We start from the raw sequence: 18,899 nt of genomic DNA, 5'->3' as shown, positions 1-18,899 counted from the left end.
TTGACATCCATGTGCGGCACTGCTGTCATGTGGTCATGGTGGAGGTCGATGGGTCGCTGAGGCAGCAGGTGGTGGCGACGATGTCCGACCTGCTCGTGCGGATGCTCCGGCTCGAGCAGCCGGTGACCGAGGGGTCGAACCTGGAGGACGAGCTCGGGATGAGCTCGTCGCAGGGCGTGCAGCTGATCCTGGACCTGGAGCGGGACCTGTCCATCATGGTCGACGTGGAGGATCTCGAGCAGGAGGAGCTGGTCACCGTGGGCCAGCTGGCCGACTACATCGCTGCTCACGCCACGCCCCAGTAGAAGGTCGCGGCACACAGGTAGCGCAGCGACGGCTCATAGTCGGCGAGCACGACAGCCCGCCCCGGGGCCTCGGCGGCCAGTTCCCACCACGCTGCGGTGAGCGGCTGTCCAGCCGGGCCGCGGTGAGCGCCGGCCGGCAGGTCACCCGGGTCGAAGCCGTTACCCGCGACCAGCGTCGTCGCGTCCCCGTGCCTGAGAAGCTGCTCGGCAAATTCCGTCGCGAGCAGCCCGGCCGCCTGCCCGGGCCCGACCTCGGTGCGCACCCGGACCCCGTCCAGCCGGACGGTGCCGGCCGCGCCGGGCCGCCCGGTGCACAGCAGCGCCACGCCCGCGTGCCGCGCCGGAAGTTCCACCGGCCCCGGCACCTGGTAGTGCAGTGTGGTCTGCTCGAGCACCAGCAGCAGGGCCCGCCGGCAGGCGCCTGACCCGACGTACTCGCGGACCAGCCGCAGCCCGGTGTACGCCGCCGCGACGCCCTGGTCGCAGATGGCGAAGGACTGCGGGTTGCCTGGGCAGACGTGGCTGAGGTACGTGGCCGTGGCCCGCCCGGGCCGCACGTCGGGCACATTGAACGCCACGACCAGCAGGTCGACCGGCTCGTCCGCGCCGACGACCGAGCCGACGAGCTCGGCGCCCATCTCCCCGTACGAGTGACCGGCCCCCGCCGCCAGCAGGTCCTCGTTCAGGTCCAGGCCGTGCGGCAGGAGAAGGTCCGACAGGTAGGTCCCGATGGCCGCGCGATGGTGCGGGGCACGCAGAAACTCGCAGTCCCCGTCGAAGGTGCGCCGCTCGACTCGGTTGATGTAGAGGGCGCCGGTGTGACGCGGCGGGACAGCCGCGTGCGTGCGTGGCCGCGGCGCGGCATCTTGGTCCGTCACGTCGATCCCGTATCCATGCCTAGTGTTCGAAGACCATCGCGGAGAACGTCGCGCCGAGCCCGGCCCCGGCGGCGGCGACGAGGTAGCGCTCACCCGGGCGCAGCAGGCCACGCTCCTTCGCCGTCTGGTAGTTGACGAACGCGTCGGCGCAGAACATGTGCCCGGCGCTCAGCACGTTGTCCAGCAGCACGCGGGTCAGCGGGACGCCGAGCAGCTTGCACACCCGTCGCCAGGACACCTGGTTGACGTTGTGCGGCAGGATCACGCTGATCTCGTCGAGTTTCACGCCCGCGTCGTCGAGCGCGGCGTGGATCACGTCGACCATGCCGGCCTTGTATCCTCGCTGGAACCGCGCGGAGACCTCCTCCTGTTCGCCGTCGAAGTCGCCCCGCGGCAGGCTGGCGTAGGCCAGCAGCCGGTCGCGGGGCCCGTCGAGGCTCACCAGGCACGCGGCGGAGCCCTCCGAGAAGATGGATGTGTCGGGCAGCAGCCGCGAGTCGCGGGTGAAGGCCTTCTCGCCCGCGAGGACGAGGGCCAGCGCGTCCGGCTCTGCGCACGCGGCAAGTAGCCGGCCCGCGATGTCGATGGCGAGCAGGCCCGTCGCGCACGACTGCTGGGTCACCGTGAACGCCTCGGCGTGGCCCAGCCCGCTACGGCGGCAGAGCTCGTGCAGCGGGTTGCCGGGGAACGGCACGACCACCGGGAAGGCGCGGGCGTGCAGCACGTACTTCACCCGGTGTTCGTTGCCGCGCAGCGCCGCGAGCCGGTCGGTGGCGGCCAGGAGCAGGTCCAGCAGCGAGCCGTCGGCGTCGCGGCGCACCTCCGTCAGCTTGTGGAAACGCTCGAACATCGCCACCTGGATCGGCGACAGGCCCAGCGCGCCGGCCAGCGCGCCGACCGGCACCCGCTGCTGCGGCACGTACGTGCCGACCGCCTCGATCGCGGTCACTGGTGCTCCGGCTGGACGAGTGCCGCGCCGTGCACCCTGGTCGGCTCCGCCGGGTCGAGCGCCGCCGCGACGGCGACCGCCTCCATCTCGCGCAGCACTGCCTCGAGGTCTCCCGGGGAGAGGTATCGCGTGTCGGTCCAGGCACTGAGCTCTACGACGTCAGTGGCGTCCTCGGCGTGGACGAACAGGCGCTCGTTGGGCTTGTCGGTCCGTGTCCGCCAGGTGAAGGTACTCGTCCCCAACGCCGCCGTGACGTCGGCCGCGGTCGGGACGTCGCCAGTTGTCCGGTTCATCCGGCGATCGTTGAAGAAGCAGTTGAGGTCGAGCTCCTCGCCGCGCTCGCAGGACACGCGGGCGATCAGGCCGGCGCGCTCACGCGGGTCGTAGTACGCGTGCTTGTAGGTGCTCATCGCCCGGCGCCGGCTGCGGCCCAGCGCCTCGGCGACCGTCGTGTCGGCGACGTCGAGGACCCAGAGGCCGGTCTGGTTGACCGGTGCGAAGACGTCGGCCAGGTGCGAGTGGAACCGGTTGCCGACCACGACCTGCGCCACAACTGGGTTGCTGCCGGTCACCCGAGCGAGTGCCACCGCGAACACCGTCAGCAGCGGCGCGGTCGCCCCGGCGGCGCCCGGGGCGATCACCTGCAGGGCCAGGTGCAGGGCCCGCGACCGGAACACCGCCTCCCAGTAGCGTGGGGTACGCGGATCGGCCGACGCTGCGAACCGGCGGGCCGGGATGCGCCGCAGCTGCCGTTCCCAGTACGCCATCGACGCCGTGTTCAGCTTGCGCGCGGCATCGCCGCGTTCCCACTCGGCGAGTTGCGCGGGCCGCATGGCCCCGCCGGGGACGGCACCCCGATCGCGCAGATCACGCAGCATCACCGCCCGGGCGAGGGCGTCCATCACGAGGTGGCAGTACACGCTCACGAGATGGGTCGGCGTGCCGTGGCGCAGCACGACCGCCGTGCGCGCCGGCCAGTCGTGGACGAAGTCGTGGTCCCCGGTGCGGTACTGCTCCCGGACTTCGGCGGCGACCTCGGCCGGGTCAGCGTCGCCGGCCTCGAAGACCTCGAGCACGGTCTCGCCGGCGCCGGCCACGACCTGGCGGGGTTCGCCGCCCGTCCCGAACTCCAGCCTTGTGCGCATCGAGTCGTAGCGCTGCATGCAGTAGCGCAGCTCCGCGGCGACGCCGTCGACCGTGGTGAAAGGTTCAAGCGGCTGGACAAAGAAGATCGGAAGCCAGGACTGCTGGTTCACCATCGCGGTCCAGATCTCGCGCTGGCCCCACGTCAGCTCCTCGACGCCCGAGGTTGCCGCGTGAAACGGCACGACGACCCGGCTCACCGCGCTCACCATCGGTCCGTCTCCTCGCATGCGCCGCATGTAGTGGGACTCACGTCGATGCCGCCGAAGTATGACCGCCGTTCCGGTGATGCACAAGCATATTTACATCTGTTGACCGGCGGTGGTATCAAATAGCGCGCCCGGCCCGACGTCGATAGCGAACGAGGGAGAAGACCGTGGGCACAACGACCCTTCGCACGAAACTGATCGCCGATGCGGACCTCGGCGCCGGCAACGTCCTGGCGAAGCTGCGCGAACACGGCGTCTCGCCCGACGAGCCGACCATCACCTTCGACGTCGATGTCGACGGCCATCCGGCGTGGACCGCGTTGACGCTCGGCGCCCTCGAGGACCGGGTCGCGGCACGCGCGGCATGGCTGAGTGGGCGCGGCATCGGGCGGCGCGACCCCGTCGCCGTCTACGTCGCCTCCGCCGCCGACTGTTTCGTCAGCTACCTCGCGCTCACCTGGCTCGGTGCGATTCCGGCCCTGATGAACGGCAACATGCCCGGCGACGTCGCGGTCGAGTACATCCGGCGGCTGCGGGTGGTCGGCGTGATCGTCGACGTCGCGCACCGGCCGCAGCTGACCGGCCAGAGCCTGGCCGGGCAGGACACCGGCGAACCACCGCTCTTCGACGCCGGCGAGATCGGCACCGGCGACCCGGCCCAGGCGCCCCCGCATTACCGCCACCACGCGGACGACCCGATCGCCGTCACGCACTCCTCGGGCACCACGCGGATGCCGACGCCGGTCGTACACTCGCACAGCAGCCTCTTCGCGGCCATCCGCGCCATCCGCCTGACGGAGCCGCGGTCGCACGAGCCCGTACGACACATGTCGGCACTGCCCGCCGCCCATGCCGCCGGCATCATCACCCTGAACCAGGCGCTGTGCAATCGCTACGAGCTGCTGTGCCTGTCCGCGCAGGGCGGGCCGTTCGGGCGCAACGGGTCGGCGGTCCTCGACGCGATCGAACGCTGGCGCCCCACCGGTGTGTTCGGGTTCGCCGTGACGTGGGCGGAACTCGCCGCGCTGGACCTCGCCCAGCGGGACCTCGACTCGGTGCGCGTGTGGTTCAACACCGGCGACTGCGCGCACGAGGCCCACGTGCGCCGGCTCATCGCCGTGGGCAGCCACCCCACCTGGACGTCGCAGGGCATGGTGACCGTTCCCGGCTCCCGGTTCACCGACGGCATCGGGTCGACCGAGATGGGGCACTCGGCCTTCCACGTCACCCATCGGCAGGGCACCGACCACTACGACCGCTGCGTCGGCAAACCGTACCCGTTCGCCGACGTGGTGTTGCTGGACCTCGAGACCGGTCAGCCGGTGTCCGACGGTCAGGTCGGCCACGTCGGGCTGAGGTCACCCACGCTGGCCCTCGGCTACTGGAACGACTCGGTCAACACCTACCGGACCCGTCTCGGCGGCTACTACCTGACCGGCGATCTGATGTATCGCGACGGCGCGGGCTGCTACCACCATGTCGACCGTGCGGTCGACGCGGTCGAACTGGGCGACGGCCAATGGCTCTACACCGCCCTGACCGAGGAGCGGATCCTCGCCCGCCGCCCAGACGTGCGCGACTGCACGGTCGTGGCGCGCCGCGTCGGCGACGAGGTGATCACCGACGTCCTGCTGATCCTGGCTCACGGCGCCGACCCCGACATCGACCGCACCGCGATGATCCGGGAGGCGATCGGCGGCCCGGCCGGGGAGACCGTGCGACGCGCTCCCGTGGTGAGCGAGGACGACATCGTGCTGGGCCCGACGGGCAAGGTCCGCAAGTTCCTGATGCGCCAGCGCCACCTGGCCGCAGCGCCGCAGTCACACTGATCATGATATCGACCTCGCCCATCGGGGGCCCGTCAGCTGGTACCGGGCGACGGATTTGGGGCTCCGGGCACAGCAAGCGCCGGTAAGGCTGCCTCTGTTGCCCCGTACGACCGGAGGAACGCCAGATGGCCCTCGAGGGCCTGGTCTCCTCCGAGCAGCCCGCTCGCAGCCAGTGTGGCGGCTTCGAAACCGGCGCGCGCCGCGTTCGCGGGGACGGGCATGAGGCGCTGCCGTCGACCGCGGACTGTCGGAGCCCGGCAGCCTACGCCGCCGCGAACTCCAGTTCGTGGGCCGTGGCAATCGCTGACGACCGGCGTCCCGGAAAACTCTATGAAGAAATCCGGGAGGCGGTGTCGGATCGGGACGGTGGTGTTCGTAGCAGGGGTGAGGCCGCCCACAAGGGGGCGGCGCCAAGGTAAAGGGACCGCGATCATGAAGCTGACGACCATGACCCAGGTCACTATCGATGGAGTGATGCAGGGAAACGGTGGCGCGTCGGACGAGGACCGCAGGAACGGGTTCGAGCGCGGCGGATGGGCCCTGGGCAAGGGCGACAACGAGACCAAGGCGTTCATCAACCAGACCTACCAGCGCGCCGACGCGTTCCTGTTCGGCCGGCGGACCTACGAGCTGTTCGCGGGCTCGTGGGGGTCCTTGACGGTCCAGGATGTCCCTGGTTGGGAGCCCGTCATGCGGGCATTGAACACCCGGCCCAAGTACGTGGCATCGGCCACACTCGCCGATCCGGCGTGGTCGGGCACCACCGTCCTGTCCGACGACCCGGCGACCGCCGTCGCGGACCTGAAGGCCAAGCCGGGGGGTGAGCTGCAGGTGCACGGCAGTGGCACCCTGATCCGGTGGCTGCTGAAGCACGATCTGGTTGACGAGATGACGCTGGTTGTCGTTCCCGTGGTGCTCGGCCAGGGCGCACGGTTGTTCCCGGACGCCGGCCCGGATCTCGCGCTCGACCTGGTCGAGTCGCGCGTCGACTCGAACGGCGTGACGATCCAGGTCTTCCGGCCGGCCGGGCGCCCGCAGTACGCAACGGCTTGAAGTCCCTGCCCGGTAGACCACAACTGTCTTGAAACCACCGGAGATGATCTTCAGATGCAGTACCTGATTTCCGTGATCGACGACGGCACCGGCCCGGCCACCCCGAAGGAGGCCCCCGACCTCGGCGTGGCGCTCAAGCTCGCCGCCGACGGGTCGAAGGCCTGCAACCGCAAGATCGAGGTACGGCCGTTTCTGTCCGCGTGATCGCCGCCCTGACCAGGCGTTTCGGTGACCTCGACATCGCCGAGGAGGCGGCCGCCGAGGCGTTCGCGACCGCCGTCGAGCGGTGGCCGGCCGACGGCGTGCCCCCAATCCCGGGCCTGGCTGACCACCACCGCCAACCGCAAGGCAATCGACCGGATCCGGCGCGAGCACAAACGCGACGACAAGCACAAGGAGGCTCAGATGGTGTACGACAACACCCCACCCGAGCCCCTCGGCGCCATCGACGACGACCGGCTCCGGCTGATCTTCACCTGCTGCCACCCGGCCCTCGCCATGCAAGCCCGCCTAGCGCTGACACTGCGCATGCTCGGCGGCCTGACCGTACCCGAAATCGCCCACGCCTTCCTGGTAGCCGACAGCGCCATAGGGCAGCGGATCACCCGCGCGAAAGCCAAGATCAAGGCGGCTCGCGTCCCGTATCGGGTGCCGTCCGGCGAGGACCTCCCGGCCCGCGTCGCCGGCGTACTGACCGTCCTGTTTCTCGTGTTCAACGAGGGCTACCCGGCGACCGGCCCCGACACCGACCCGGTACGTCACGACCTCATCGCCGAGGCGATCCGGCTCACCCGCCTGATCCGTGCCCTCCTGCCGCAGGACGGCGAGGTGGCCGGACTACTGGCGCTGATGCTGCTCATCGAGGCCCGCCGCCCCGCCCGAATCTCGGCCGGCGGCGAACTGGTCCCCCTCGACGAACAGGACCGCGGGGCCTGGGACACGGCGCTGATCGCCGAGGGCCACCAGCTGGTGCGGGACCGCCTGGCCGCCGGCGTGGCTCCAGGCCGCTACCAGATCCTCGCCGCGATCAACGCCGTACACACCTCCGCCCGCGACATCCGCGACACCGACTGGTCACAGGTCCTCACCCTCTACAACCAACTCGCCCGCCTCGACCCCTCCCCGATCATCGCCCTCAACTGGGCCATCGCCCTCGCCGAACTCGACGGCCCGCAGGTGGCACTCGCCACCGTCGACCGCCTCGAGCACAGACTGGCCGGCTACCACCCCTACCACGCCACCCGCGCCGACCTGCTGCGCCGACTGGGCCGCAGCCAGGACTCGCGCGCGGCCTACGACAAAGCCATCGACCTGACGGGCAACACCGCCGAGACCGCCTACCTGACCCGCCGCCGCGACCAACTGCGGTAACGCCCACGGATCCGATCGAAACCCTGCGCGCTGCGGCGACCGCCGCTGGGCCGCCCACTTCATCCACGCCGGACCGGTCTAGGCCGGTCAGGCCAGGACCGACCCGCCGGCGACGTCGAGGGTGACGCCGGTGATCCAGGCCGAGTGCCGCGAGGCGAGGAACACCGCGGCGTCGGCGACGTCCTCGGGGGTGCCGAGGCGCTGGATGGGATGAGCCTGGATGAGCTGCTGCTGGACGTGCTCGGGGATCTGCCCCCGGTTGCGTTCGGTCAGGATCGTCTCGGGCGCGATGCAGGCGGCCCGGATGCCGAAGGGACCGGCCTGCAGGGCGACCTGCCTGGTGAGTACCTCGATGCCGGCCTTGGCGGCGGGGTAGCCGGCGGGCGAGAAGGCGGTCGGGCGGCGGCTGGCCGCCGAGGAGAGGGTGAGCACGACGCCCCGGCGGCGTTGCTTCATGCCGGGCAGGAACGCCTTGACGGTCAGGAAGGTGGCCGTGAGGTTGGCGTCGATGGCCGCACGCCATCCCTGCTCGGTCATCTCCTCGATGGGGCCGGGCGGGACCGGGTTGCCCCCCGCGTTGGCGACCAGGATGTCGACCGGCCCGAGAGCGTCCTCAATGGCCGACCTCATCGCCTCGACCTGCGTGAACTCCGTCAGGTCCGCCAGGACCGTGACCGCTCGGCCCCCGTCCGCCGTGATCTGCTGCTGGACCTCCGCGGCGGCCTGCTGGTCGCGCCCGTGCACGACCACGGCGGCGCCCTCGGCGGCGAACCGTCGCGCGATCGCCGCCCCGATGCCCCGCGTGCTGCCGGTCACCAGCGCGACCTGGCCCGTGAACTCAGTCATCGATCTCCCTCTCTGTTCATTGGTGTTCAGGCCGCACCGCCGTATGCGGTCGCGGCCAGTGCCGGCCCGAAGAGCCGCGCGGCGGTCAGGGCGTGGACGGCCATGCCGGGCAGGATCGACCCGGTCCGAGCCCGCAACCCGCCCGCCGCGAGCCCGAAGAGCCGTCGCGAGCACCGCTGCGTCCGCTGGGACCGCTCACTGGCGGGCCGGGACGTCGTGGCGGGTGCGCGGCAACAGGAACCCGACCGCGGCGAGCCAGAGCAACCCGACGAAGCGGCCGATCGGCAGCAGCACGTCGAAGCCCGGCCACAGCATGCCGAGGAACGACACCTCGCTCGCCGCCGCCAGCACCAGCCCGACCCAGGCCAGCCAGCGGGGAATCAGGCGCACGATCAGCCCGGGCACGGCGATGCCGGCGATGAGCAGGCCGAGTCCACCGACGAAACCGATGCCGCCAAGCGCGAAGACGAGGTCGAGCAGGAGGTGCAGCACCGCCGCCGGTACGTCGGTGGCGGCCTCGCCGAGCGACCAGGCGAGCAGGCCCGACGTGGCGAGCAGGACAGACGCGGAGATCCCGCCGAAGAAGGCGATGTTCGGACCTGGCACCCGGACGCCGAGCCGGAGCAGCCGCGCGTAGACGGTCGCCGCGTAGATCCCGATCGGTGCCGACGCGCCGAAGGTCAGCAGGGCCCCGAGCCTCGACGCCAGCGGGTGGCCGGTGAGGTAGTCCGCAGCCTGCGCCGCCGTCGACGCCGGCGTGGGAAAGCTCGCGCGGGAGAGGGCGAGCGGAACGACGACGGCCGCGATCGACAGCCCGAGGGCGACCGCCGCGACGATGCCGGCGGGCGGGCCGTCGGGCCGGCGAGTGACGCCGCTGGAAGATTCTGTCATGCCAGTAATCATTCATCTGCTGAACGATTCAGTCAATGGTCTACCCTGAGAGGCATGTCTCAGGACCGTCCCGCCCGCATCGGCTTCCTGCTGTCGCAACTCGGCACGCATGCCGCCAAGCTGTTCGCCGACCATGTGCGGGAGCTGGGCATCACGCCCTCGGAGGCGGGAGTCGTGCGCATCATCGGCCGCAGACCCGGGATCAGCCAGCGCGAGCTCGCCGGCCAGCTCGGCGCGGTGCAGAGCCGGGTGGTGGCGCTCGTCGACCGTCTCGAGCAGGCCGGCCTGGCCCAACGGACCCGCGGCACCGACCGCCGTACGCAGCAGCTCAACCTCACCGACGCCGGGCGGGCGCTGCTCGCCTCGCTCCGGCAGGTCGCCGAGGCGCAGGAGGCCGCGCTGACCGACGGTCTGACCGCCGAGCAGAAGGCCCAGCTGTTCGACCTGCTCTCGACGCTGAGTGCGCTGCGCGGGCTGGACCCCGACGTGCACCCTGGCCACCGGCTCGAGCCCTCGCAGCCGGCACCGTCCGCAGCGCCGGCGCGGCCGAGTCGGCCCAACGGGCTGAAGTCGGGTCAGGGCGCCGCCGAAATACCGTGATCGGTCTGGCGGTCCGGGCGGGTAGGCGGGCACGATGGTCGCCGTGACCGCGACCGCTGCCTCGCCCCGCCAGTCGGGGGCTGTGCTCGAGGCGGTGCTGGAGCGGCTGACGTACGTCAACGAGGACACCGGTTACACCGTGGCCCGGGTCGCCACCGCCCGCGGCGGGGACGAGTTGCTGACCGTGGTCGGGGCGCTGCTCGGTGCCCAGCCCGGCGAGAGTCTGCGTCTGGTCGGCCGGTGGTCGAGTCATCCCAAGTACGGCCGGCAGTTCGAGGTCGAGTCCTACACCACGGTCCTGCCCGCCACGATCCAGGGCATCCAGCGGTATCTCGGTTCGGGACTGGTCAAAGGAATCGGGCCGGTGTTCGCCGAGCGGATCGTCGCGCACTTCGGCCTGGACACGTTGCGGGTCATCGAGGAGGAACCCGCCCGGCTGGTCGAGGTCCCCGGCCTGGGCCCGAAACGCACGGCGAAGATCACCGCTGCCTGGGAAGAGCAGAAGGCGATCAAGGAGGTGATGGTCTTCCTGCAGGGCGTCGGCGTGTCGACGTCCCTGGCGGTGCGGATCTTCAAGCAGTACGGCGACACGTCGATCACGGTGGTGCGCACCGAGCCGTACCAGCTCGCCGCCGACGTGTGGGGCATCGGGTTCAAGACCGCCGACACGATCGCCCAGGCGGTCGGCATCCCGCACGACAGCCCCGAGCGGGTGAAGGCCGGTCTGCAGTACACCCTGTCCGAGGCGACCGATGCCGGGCACTGCTACCTGCCGCAGGCCCAGCTGATCGCCGACGCGGTCAAGATCCTCGACGTTCCCGCCGGCCTGACCGGCGCCTGTCTGGACGCCCTCGCCGCCGATGAGGGCGTCGTCCGCGAGACGGTACCCGGGCCGGACGGGCCGGTCACCGCGGTGTATCTGGTGCCGTTCCACCGGGCCGAGACCGCCCTCGCCGGCGCGCTGACCCGGCTGCTGCGCGACCGGGCCGACCGGATGCCACACTTCACCGGCGTCGACTGGCCCAAAGCCCTCACCTGGCTGCACACCCGCACCGGCGCCACCCTCGCCCCGGAACAGGAGCAGGCGGTCCGGCTCGCGCTCACCTCGAAGGTCGCCGTGCTCACCGGCGGCCCCGGCTGTGGCAAGAGCTTCACCGTCCGCTCCATCGTCACCCTCGCCGCCGCGAAGAAGGCCAAGGTCACGCTCGTCGCGCCGACCGGCCGGGCCGCGAAACGCCTCGCCGAGCTCACCGGCCACCCCGCCGCCACCGTCCACCGCCTGCTACAACTACGGCCCGGCGGCGACCCGTCCTACGACCGGGACAACCCCCTCGACGTCGACCTGCTCGTCGTCGACGAGGCGTCCATGCTCGACCTGATCCTGGCCAACAAGCTGATCAAGGCTGTACCGCCGGGTGCGCATGTGCTGCTCGTCGGTGATGTGGACCAGCTGCCGTCCGTCGGCGCCGGCGAGGTCCTGCGCGACATCCTCGCCGCCGACAACGTCCCGCAGGTACGGCTCACCCAGGTGTTCCGGCAGGCCGCCCAGTCCGGGGTCGTCACCAACGCCCACCGCATCAACGCCGGCAAACCACCGCAGCTGCAGGGCATGACCGACTTCTTCCTGTTCCCCTGCGACGACACCGAAGCCACCGCCGCGCTGACCGTCGACGTGGCCTGCACCCGCATCCCAGCCAAGTTCGGGCTCGACCCACGCCGCGACATCCAGGTCCTCGCCCCGATGCACCGCGGCCCCGCCGGCGCCGGCGCCCTCAACGGCCTGCTCCAGCAGCGACTCACCCCCGGCCGCGACGGGCTGCCGGAACGACGCTCCGGCGGGCGGGTGTTCCGCCTCGGCGACAAAGTCACCCAGATCCGCAACAACTACGACAAAGGCCAAGCCGGGGTCTTCAACGGTACCCTCGGCGTCATCACCGCCCTGTCCACGGACGAACAGACCCTCACCGTGCGCACCGACGAGGACGAATCCATCGACTACGAGTTCGACGAACTCGACGAACTCGCCCACGCCTACGCCATGACCATCCACCGCTCCCAAGGCTCCGAGTATCCCGCCGTCGTCATCCCGCTGACCACCAGCGCCTGGACCATGCTGCAACGCAACCTGCTCTACACCGCCGTCACCCGCGCCAAGAAGCTCGTCGTCCTCGTCGGGTCCCGCCGCGCCCTCGCCGCCGCCGTACGCACCGTCGGCGCCGGCCGCCGCCACACCGCCCTCACCCACCGCCTCACCACCTGACCGGACGGGCCGCCCACGCCACTTTGCTCATCAGGGCCCCGGCAATGCCGATCTGCGGACAAGGCCGCCGTTGGCGTGGCCGGGGAGGGGCGATGCGATGGCCTGGCTGACCGAGGTGATGACCTCTGTGCCGCCGGTGCTGGTGTACGTGATCGTGGCAGCGCTGGTGTGTGCGGAGACGGCGGTGCTGGCCGGGATTCCGGTACCGACACTGTCGTCGCTGCTGCTGATGGGGTTCCTGTGCCGGGCGGGTGATCTGAACCTGTGGGTGGCACTGTCGGTGGTCGTGGCTGCCGGGGTGCTCGGGGACCATCTGGGATACTGGACGGGGCGGCGGCAGGGCGCCCGGCTGCGGAACACGGTGATCGGCCGCCGGATCGGTGAGCAGCGCTGGGATCGGGCCGACGGGTTGATTCGGCGGCAGGGCGGGCGGGCCGCGCTGGTCGGGCGATTCGTGACGGTCGTGCGCACGCTGGTGCCACAGCTGTGCGGGGTCGCCGGGATGCGGTATGGCACATTCGCGGTATGGAACGTGTTCGGAGTGATCGGCTGGGCCGCGCTGGAGGTGCTGGCCGGATTCGCGGCCGGAAAGTCGTACGAGGCGTTGAGCGCGTCGTTCGGCCACATGACGGCAGGTCTCGGCGTCCTGACGCTGGTCGGCCTGGCCGTCGTGCTGGGCGGGCGGTGGCTGGCACACAACCCGGATCCGGTCAGCCTCGGATGGCGGCTGCTGACGGGTTCGGCGCCGGTGCAGTCCTTCGCGATGCGGTACCGCCGGCTGCTGGATGCGCTGGCCGCCCGATTCGGCCCCCGGCGCACAACGGCGGTAACGCTCGGCGCCGGGTTCGTGCTGGTACTCGCCGGCGGCTGGGCGATGACCAAGCTCACGGTGCTCGCCGTGCGGCTCACTGAACTCTCCGCGCTGAACGGCAAGGTCGCCGACTGGGTCGCGGCCCGGCAGCAGTGGCACGCGGCGGGTCGGGCGATCGCGATCACGTCCATGACCGTGACCTGGCTTTTCCTAGCGGGTTCCCTGATCGCCGCCGTTGTCGTCACCCTGCGCCGGCTACGGCAGCGCACGTCGCTGCTCGAGGCGCTCGCCGCGCTCGGTCCGGTCATCCCGCTCGTCGTGCTCGACCAGGCCGTCCGGCGGGCCGAGCGTCCGGGGGCTCCGACGCAGTTCTTCAGCTTCGAAGCGGTGGTCACCGCGGCCGTCGTCGTGCTGGCGTGGTCGGTGACTCGCGGTGCCGGGAGGGTACGGGCGGCGGCGGTGTGGGCGGCGGCCACCGCGGGGCTGCTGGTCCTGGCGGCCGCGCGGATCTACATCGGATGGAGCGCGTTCAGCGACACCGTAGCGTCGGTTCTGCTGGGCGGGTTCTGGGCGGTCGCGACGATCACCGTGATTCGAATCCGGCGGGCGGCACCGCGTCCCGCGCAACCGGCTCCGGGCACAGCTCTGGCCCGCCCGATGGATGGGGCTCGCGCGTAACAGTTCTGGTCTTCCGCGTGGATCGCCGCCGTCTGACCACGACGATGACCGCGACGGCGGCGGCCAGGGCGGCAATGGCCAGCAGCGGCCCCGCGGCAGCGGAGAGCCAGTCCACGGACCGTGCGGCGGTGTAGCCGGTGCCGGCCGCCAGCAGGGTCCACGTGACCGCGGCGGTGATGCTGTACGGGGCGACGCGGCGGTACGGCACGTGGGTGGCCCCGGCGAGGTGCGGAACCAGGGTTCGCAGCAGCGGGATGAACCGGGCCGGCGCGACCCCGCGGGCACCGTGGCGGGCCATGGCCTGCTCCGCCCGGGCCCAGGCGGCGGCGGGAATCCGCCGGCCGAGGCGGCTTGTGCGCAGCCGGCCGCCCAGGATCCGACCAGTGTGGTAACTGATGAGGTCGGCCGCGATGACGGCGCCGGCCGCGACCGCGACCAGGATCGGCAGTCGCAGGTGGCCGCGACCGGCCAGGGCGCCCGCCGTCAGCATCAGGGTCAGCGTCGGCACGAGCACCCCGAACAGGAGGTTCGACTCGACGAGCAGCGCGGCGGCGACGATGCCGTACACGGCCGCGGGCGGCACCTGGCCCAGCACGCCCGTCAGCGTCTCGGTCAGCTCGCCCAGCATCGCGAATCCGGCCTGGTCCGGACGTTGGTGTTCATGATTGCGACGTTAGGGATCGGCGGCTCTGGCCGAATCCGCCGGATTGCGACGGCGTGCACCGACGAAAGTCGGTGGGCCGGTCACGACAGGCCGGCGTCGCGGGCCAGCAGCGCCGCCTGCACCCGGTTCGTGACCTCCAGGGCCGCCAGGATCCGGCTGACGTGGGCTTTCACGGTGCTCTCGCGCATGGTGAGGGCCCCGGCGATGTCGGCGTTCGTGTCGCCGCGGGCGAGGTGGGTGAGCACGTCGCGTTCGCGCGGGGTGAGCCGGTCCAGCCGGGCGTTGGCCGCGGCGGTCCGCGGGGTGCTGGTGGCGTGGTACCGGTCGATGACCCGGCGCGCCGCAGCCGGGTGCAGCATCGCGGAGCCCGCTGCGACGACGTGGACGGCGCGCACGATCTCGGTGGGGTCGATGTCCTTGAGCAGGAACCCGTCGGCGCCGGCGGCGAGCGCGTCGTAGACGTACTCGTCGAGGTCGAAGGTGGTCAGGGTGATCACCCGTGGCGGTCGCGGCAGCGCCCGGAGTTTCGCCACCGCGGTGATGCCGTCCATGCGGGGCATCCGCACGTCGACGAGCGCGACGTCGACCTGCCGGGCCGTGGCCTGTTCGAGGGCCTCGACGCCGTCGGTGGCCTGGGCGACCACCTCGATGGCTGGATCGCCGTCGAGCAGGTCGGACAGCCCCAGCCGGACGAGCGCGTCATCGTCGACGATCATGACTCGGATCACGGCGCCTGCCTGTTCTGTGCGGCCTCGGGCGGGTGCGGCATGTCGGCGGTCAACCGCCAGGAGCCGGCTTCGGCCGGGCCGGCCGTCAGGTGGCCGCCGAGGGCGGAGATGCGTTCCCGCAGACCTACCAGACCATATCCGGAACCCACGAGACTCGCCTGCGGGGCGCCCGCCGCGTTGACGACCTCGACCGTCGTCGCCGGCTGGCGATAGTGGACGCGGACCACCACCGAGGCGCCGGCGGCGTGCTTGCGTGCGTTGGTGAGTGCCTCCTGCGCGACGCGGTAGACGGCGAGCCGGTGCGTGGTGGGCGCGTCGTCGGGATCCCCGTCGATCGACAGCTCGATGCGCTGCCCGGCCGCCCGGGCCTCGGCGACGAGGTCCTGCACCTGCCCCACGGCCGGTGCCGTCGGCGCCCGGCCATCATCACGACCGCCGGCACCGTCACCGCCGCCGGTGCGGATGTCGGGGAATCGCAACGCGTCGAGGACGTCACGCAGGTCGGCCAGCGCATCGGTCGACGCGGTACGCAGCAGCCGCAGCCGATCGGTGACCCGCTCGGGCAGAACCTCGCCACGGGCGACGAGAACGCCGGTGTGCAGGGCGATGAGGCTCAGCCGGTGCGCCAGCACGTCGTGCATCTCCGCCGCGATCCGCGCCCGCTCCTTGCTGCGGGCGGCCTCCTCACGCAACACCGCCTCGGTCTTGAGATGCTCCACCTGGTCGGCCAGCAGCTGCATCATGCGCCGCCGCCCGCCGGCCCACAGGCCGGCGACGATCGCAAGCGTCATGAAGAACAGCGGCTGCGAATACTCATATACCGAGAATCCCGACGTGAGGACATCCCTGACGACGTTGACGGCGACCACGAACGCCACACAGGCCCACGCCCTCCTGGCGCGCCGGTCGGCCGCCAGATCGAACAACGCTACGCACAGCAACAGCAGCAGTTGCCACGATCCCACCAGCACCGTCAGCCCGGTCACCGCCAGCGGCGCGGCCACCGGCCACCGGACCCGGCCGACCAGCAGCGCCCCCACGGACACCACGACCGCGACACAGGCGGCGACCAGCGTCAGCCCTCGACCGGACAGCACGGCGGTGGTGACGTCGAATCCGGCCAGGATCACCACAAGCACCACACGCCCGGCGCGTCTCGCCCGCGCCGCCCAGACCGCATTCACGCTGCCGATCCTAGGCACGCCGGGCGCCCACGACCCCGTACTCCCGACCACTGCGCGCCCCGACTTTCGTCGGGGGTGCCCGTCGCACAAAAGCGGATCAGCCGGCCGGGGCAGCGACCGTAGCGTCGAAATCATGATCGGCAAAGACCTTCCGACCCCGGACACGATCACCGGCCGCTGGGCCGAACGCGGCGCGTTCCTCCGCCAGGCGATCCGTGACCCCCGTTCCATCGGCGCGGTGCTCCCCAGCGGCAACGCCCTGGCCGCCGCCCTCGCCGAACCCGTCCGAGCCGGCGGCCCCCGCCCGAAGAGCATCCTCGAGGTCGGCGCCGGCACCGGCTCGGTCACGCGGGCCCTCATCGACGCGGCCCCAAGGGCGAGCCGCCTCGACATCATCGAGGCCAACCGGGGCTTCGCCGCCCGCGTCGGCCGCCTCGTCGACGCACACCCGCTGCCGCGCGAACGAGCCGTGCAGACCACGGTGCACCAGACGCTGCTCGAACGGTACGACACCGACCACCGCTACGACGTCATCGTCTCCGGTCTGCCCTTGACGAACTTCGAACCGCTCCAGGTCGCCAAGATCATGGCGCGCCTCATGGCCCTGCTCCATCCGGGCGGAACCCTCACCTACATCGCCTACCTCGGCACTCGCACGGCCCGCCGGCTTCTCGCCTCACCGGCCGAGTCCCGCCGCCACGACGCCGTCGACCAGGTGATGCACACGTACCGGCGCGAATACGCGACCAGCTGTCGCACCATCTGGGCCAACGTGCCACCCGCCCGCGTCTGGCGCCTCCAGCGTCCCGCGCAGGACCACCGCACGCGGGCCTCGTGCACGCCGACCGGCCTGCGCACCGAACCCGTCCGCTGAACCCGGTCGGCCGCAGACCGGCCGGCCGGCCCCACCCCCTCGCGACGCGTGATCGACTGTCGACAGCGACTCGCGCACGTGACGTTGAGGTCTGGCAGTGGCTCAGACGGTCAGTCGCGGGCCACGGCGTAGCCGAGGATCACCGCGGCGGACACGACGATGTGGCCTGGGGCGAGGTCCTGGGCCGTCGTCGCGGCGGCTTCGGCGTGGCCGCGGTAGCGGGAGGCGCCCGGCTGTTCGGGGTCTACGTCCTCAACGTGCAGGACCGCGCCGATGCGAACACCGGCGGCCTCGGCGTACAGATCGGCCTTGGCGCGGGCCGCGGCAACTGCTCCGCGCCGGGCCTCGGCCCGCAGTTCGCGCTTGCCGACGACATCGAAGTCGACGCCCTCGATCTCGTTGGCGCCGGCCGCGACGATGTCGACCAGCAGCGGCTCGATGTCGTCCAGCGCGCCGGACTCGACCGCAAACGCGGCCTGGCATTGGTAGCCGACGAACTTGCGCGACCCGTCCACATACTCGGTCGCGGTCTTCAGATCCAGCCGCGAACCCTCGACCGCCGCGTCGGCGACCCCATGCTCGCGCAGCGCGCCGCGCACGGCCCGCACGGCTGCGCGAGCCGCCTCGAACGCGGCGGCCGGGGCCTGCTCCACCCGCACAACCTTGAACCGTACGCGCACAAGATCCGGCACAGCCTTCACGCTCGCGGCGCCGAACGCGGTAATCCCCCAGGGATGCTCCACCATCTGCCTGACCGCTGATCCAACCAGACCATCGAGCACGCCGTTGTCCCCGCGGGCTACCCAAGCACGCGACGACGCTGTGTAGCGGGCGCATCGCAGATGCGGAGGCCAGAGCAAGCCGACCTTGCCGGTCAGGCGGCGGGCGACGCCGTCGACTGCGATACAGATGCCGTAACTGTTGCTGAACGGACTCGATGTCAGGCCGGTTCGCCCGTATCTTCCGTCCGGTTAGGACGGAAGATCTCCTCGATAGTCAGGCCGAAGACGTCGGCGATGGTGAACGCCAGCGGCAGGCTGGGGTCGTACCGCTCGGTTTCGATGGCGTTGATGGCCTGCCGGGAGACCTGGCACCGGTCGGCCAGGTCGGCCTGGCTCCACCGGCGAGCTGCGCGCAGTTCGCGTAGCCGGTTCTTCACAGGTGCTCTCCTTCAGCGGTGGAAGCGGGTGCGCAGGTCCGCGATCAGCAGCCAGATTGCCACGCCACCGAGGAGGATCAGCTGCGCGAGCTGACGGAGCTGGATGATGCCTGCGGCATCGAGCAGGGTAGCCACTTGCAGCCCCACGAGGACGGCGGCGAACGCGATGGCCATGCTCTCCAGCTGAACCCTGCGCAGGTATTCGTCCGCGCGCCGGAATGCCCGCAGCAGCACCCAGGCCACCGCGAGGGTGAACACGATGGTGGTCGCGATCCACCAGGCCTTCTGGGCGGTGCTCTGATCGGGGTTGCTGCCCAGAGCCAGGGCGATCACCCCCAAAGCGGACACGGGTATGCCGTCGATGAGCACAGCGCGGCGGGCCGCACGCGTCACTTGATCTTTCCGTGCCTCGTCTGCCATGCGATGAATGTAAGCCACGCCTTCCATGAAGTAAAGTGACCTTGACT

General features: G+C 71.2%; 19 protein-coding genes and 1 pseudogene. 9 read left to right on the top strand and 11 right to left on the bottom strand.

Annotated elements, in window-relative coordinates:
• Window positions 1-35: 35 nt before the first annotated feature.
• The gene (locus tag ACQPY0_RS15790; RefSeq protein WP_432989376.1) at window positions 36-305 is read left to right on the top strand and encodes an acyl carrier protein; all 270 of its coding nucleotides are present in this window, start codon (window positions 36-38) and stop codon (window positions 303-305) included.
• Here ACQPY0_RS15790 and ACQPY0_RS15785 read toward each other — a convergent pair.
• From ACQPY0_RS15785 to ACQPY0_RS15775, 3 genes are read right to left on the bottom strand one after another with little or no spacing between them, the layout of a single operon-like run.
• On the bottom strand, window positions 287-1,183 hold the full coding sequence (locus ACQPY0_RS15785; protein ID WP_432989374.1) for a 2-hydroxy-acid oxidase: 897 nt from the start codon (window positions 1,181-1,183) through the stop codon (window positions 287-289). The two genes, ACQPY0_RS15790 and ACQPY0_RS15785, sit on opposite strands and share 19 nt — an antisense overlap.
• 19 nt (window positions 1,184-1,202) lie before the next feature.
• Window positions 1,203-2,132, bottom strand: coding sequence for a 3-oxoacyl-[acyl-carrier-protein] synthase III C-terminal domain-containing protein (locus tag ACQPY0_RS15780; protein WP_432989372.1), 930 nt, complete (start codon window positions 2,130-2,132; stop codon window positions 1,203-1,205).
• Complete coding sequence (locus ACQPY0_RS15775; RefSeq protein WP_432989370.1) at window positions 2,129-3,487, bottom strand: condensation domain-containing protein; 1,359 nt, start codon at window positions 3,485-3,487, stop codon at window positions 2,129-2,131. The genes ACQPY0_RS15780 and ACQPY0_RS15775 overlap by 4 nt, the downstream gene beginning before the upstream one ends.
• Window positions 3,488-3,651: 164 nt before the next feature.
• Between ACQPY0_RS15775 and ACQPY0_RS15770 the strand changes: the two genes are divergently transcribed.
• From ACQPY0_RS15770 to ACQPY0_RS15755, 4 genes and pseudogenes are all read left to right on the top strand, one after another.
• Window positions 3,652-5,313, top strand: a complete 1,662-nt coding sequence (locus ACQPY0_RS15770) for a class I adenylate-forming enzyme family protein (RefSeq protein ID WP_432989368.1) — start codon at window positions 3,652-3,654, stop codon at window positions 5,311-5,313.
• A 432-nt stretch (window positions 5,314-5,745) separates the two neighbouring features.
• A complete protein-coding gene (locus tag ACQPY0_RS15765) occupies window positions 5,746-6,366 on the top strand; it encodes a dihydrofolate reductase family protein (RefSeq protein WP_432989366.1) in 621 nt (206 codons plus the stop codon).
• Between the two features lie 54 nt (window positions 6,367-6,420).
• Window positions 6,421-6,570 (top strand): hypothetical protein, encoded by a 150-nt coding sequence (locus tag ACQPY0_RS15760; RefSeq protein WP_432989364.1) that lies wholly within the window; start codon window positions 6,421-6,423, stop codon window positions 6,568-6,570.
• Window positions 6,528-7,737, top strand: a pseudogene (locus ACQPY0_RS15755) (RNA polymerase sigma factor). The gene ACQPY0_RS15760 and the pseudogene ACQPY0_RS15755 overlap by 43 nt, the downstream one beginning before the upstream one ends.
• An 87-nt stretch (window positions 7,738-7,824) precedes the next feature.
• On the opposite strand, the gene ACQPY0_RS15750 reads toward ACQPY0_RS15755, so the two are convergent.
• Together ACQPY0_RS15750 and ACQPY0_RS15745 are read right to left on the bottom strand one after the other, a co-directional pair.
• The gene (locus tag ACQPY0_RS15750; protein ID WP_432989362.1) at window positions 7,825-8,583 is read right to left on the bottom strand and encodes an SDR family NAD(P)-dependent oxidoreductase; all 759 of its coding nucleotides are present in this window, start codon (window positions 8,581-8,583) and stop codon (window positions 7,825-7,827) included.
• A 195-nt stretch (window positions 8,584-8,778) separates the two neighbouring features.
• Complete coding sequence (locus ACQPY0_RS15745; RefSeq protein WP_432989361.1) at window positions 8,779-9,474, bottom strand: hypothetical protein; 696 nt, start codon at window positions 9,472-9,474, stop codon at window positions 8,779-8,781.
• Window positions 9,475-9,528: 54 nt separating this feature from the next.
• Between ACQPY0_RS15745 and ACQPY0_RS15740 the strand changes: the two genes are divergently transcribed.
• From ACQPY0_RS15740 to ACQPY0_RS15730, 3 genes are all read left to right on the top strand, one after another.
• Complete coding sequence (locus tag ACQPY0_RS15740) at window positions 9,529-10,074, top strand: MarR family winged helix-turn-helix transcriptional regulator (RefSeq protein ID WP_432989359.1); 546 nt, start codon at window positions 9,529-9,531, stop codon at window positions 10,072-10,074.
• A 43-nt stretch (window positions 10,075-10,117) separates the two neighbouring features.
• On the top strand, window positions 10,118-12,334 hold the full coding sequence (gene recD2 / locus ACQPY0_RS15735) for an SF1B family DNA helicase RecD2 (RefSeq protein ID WP_432989357.1): 2,217 nt from the start codon (window positions 10,118-10,120) through the stop codon (window positions 12,332-12,334).
• A 97-nt stretch (window positions 12,335-12,431) separates the two neighbouring features.
• On the top strand, window positions 12,432-13,823 hold the full coding sequence (locus ACQPY0_RS15730; RefSeq protein WP_432989355.1) for a DedA family protein: 1,392 nt from the start codon (window positions 12,432-12,434) through the stop codon (window positions 13,821-13,823).
• On the opposite strand, the gene ACQPY0_RS15725 is transcribed toward ACQPY0_RS15730, so the two are convergent.
• From ACQPY0_RS15725 to ACQPY0_RS15715, 3 genes are all read right to left on the bottom strand, one after another.
• Entirely contained in the window at window positions 13,729-14,451 is a 723-nt protein-coding gene (locus tag ACQPY0_RS15725) for a DedA family protein (protein ID WP_432989353.1), read from the bottom strand. The two genes, ACQPY0_RS15730 and ACQPY0_RS15725, sit on opposite strands and share 95 nt — an antisense overlap.
• 116 nt (window positions 14,452-14,567) lie before the next feature.
• Window positions 14,568-15,203: a response regulator gene (locus ACQPY0_RS15720; protein ID WP_432989351.1), complete on the bottom strand. Its 636-nt coding sequence runs from the start codon at window positions 15,201-15,203 to the stop codon at window positions 14,568-14,570.
• 8 nt (window positions 15,204-15,211) lie between these two features.
• On the bottom strand, window positions 15,212-16,399 hold the full coding sequence (locus ACQPY0_RS15715; RefSeq protein WP_432989349.1) for a sensor histidine kinase: 1,188 nt from the start codon (window positions 16,397-16,399) through the stop codon (window positions 15,212-15,214).
• Window positions 16,400-16,532: 133 nt separating this feature from the next.
• Between ACQPY0_RS15715 and ACQPY0_RS15710 the strand changes: the two genes are divergently transcribed.
• Window positions 16,533-17,273 carry a class I SAM-dependent methyltransferase gene (locus tag ACQPY0_RS15710; RefSeq protein ID WP_432989347.1) on the top strand — a complete coding sequence of 247 codons (741 nt, stop codon included), beginning with the start codon at window positions 16,533-16,535 and terminating at the stop codon, window positions 17,271-17,273.
• 110 nt (window positions 17,274-17,383) lie between these two features.
• Here ACQPY0_RS15710 and ACQPY0_RS15705 read toward each other — a convergent pair whose 3' ends face one another.
• The 3 genes from ACQPY0_RS15705 to ACQPY0_RS15695 form a co-directional block, all read right to left on the bottom strand.
• Window positions 17,384-18,019, bottom strand: a complete 636-nt coding sequence (locus ACQPY0_RS15705) for an SIMPL domain-containing protein (RefSeq protein WP_432989345.1) — start codon at window positions 18,017-18,019, stop codon at window positions 17,384-17,386.
• A 194-nt stretch (window positions 18,020-18,213) separates the two neighbouring features.
• Complete coding sequence (locus tag ACQPY0_RS15700) at window positions 18,214-18,432, bottom strand: helix-turn-helix transcriptional regulator (protein WP_432989343.1); 219 nt, start codon at window positions 18,430-18,432, stop codon at window positions 18,214-18,216.
• A gap of 12 nt (window positions 18,433-18,444) precedes the next feature.
• Complete coding sequence (locus ACQPY0_RS15695) at window positions 18,445-18,852, bottom strand: hypothetical protein (protein WP_432989341.1); 408 nt, start codon at window positions 18,850-18,852, stop codon at window positions 18,445-18,447.
• Between the last annotated feature and the right edge of the window lie 47 nt (window positions 18,853-18,899).

Origin of the sequence: Dactylosporangium sp. CA-233914, from assembly GCF_050942935.1 — a bacterium.
Taxonomy (GTDB): domain Bacteria; phylum Actinomycetota; class Actinomycetes; order Mycobacteriales; family Micromonosporaceae; genus Dactylosporangium.
The sequence above is the reverse complement of the archived record's forward strand: the minus strand, read 5'-3'. Positions and strand labels throughout refer to the sequence as shown.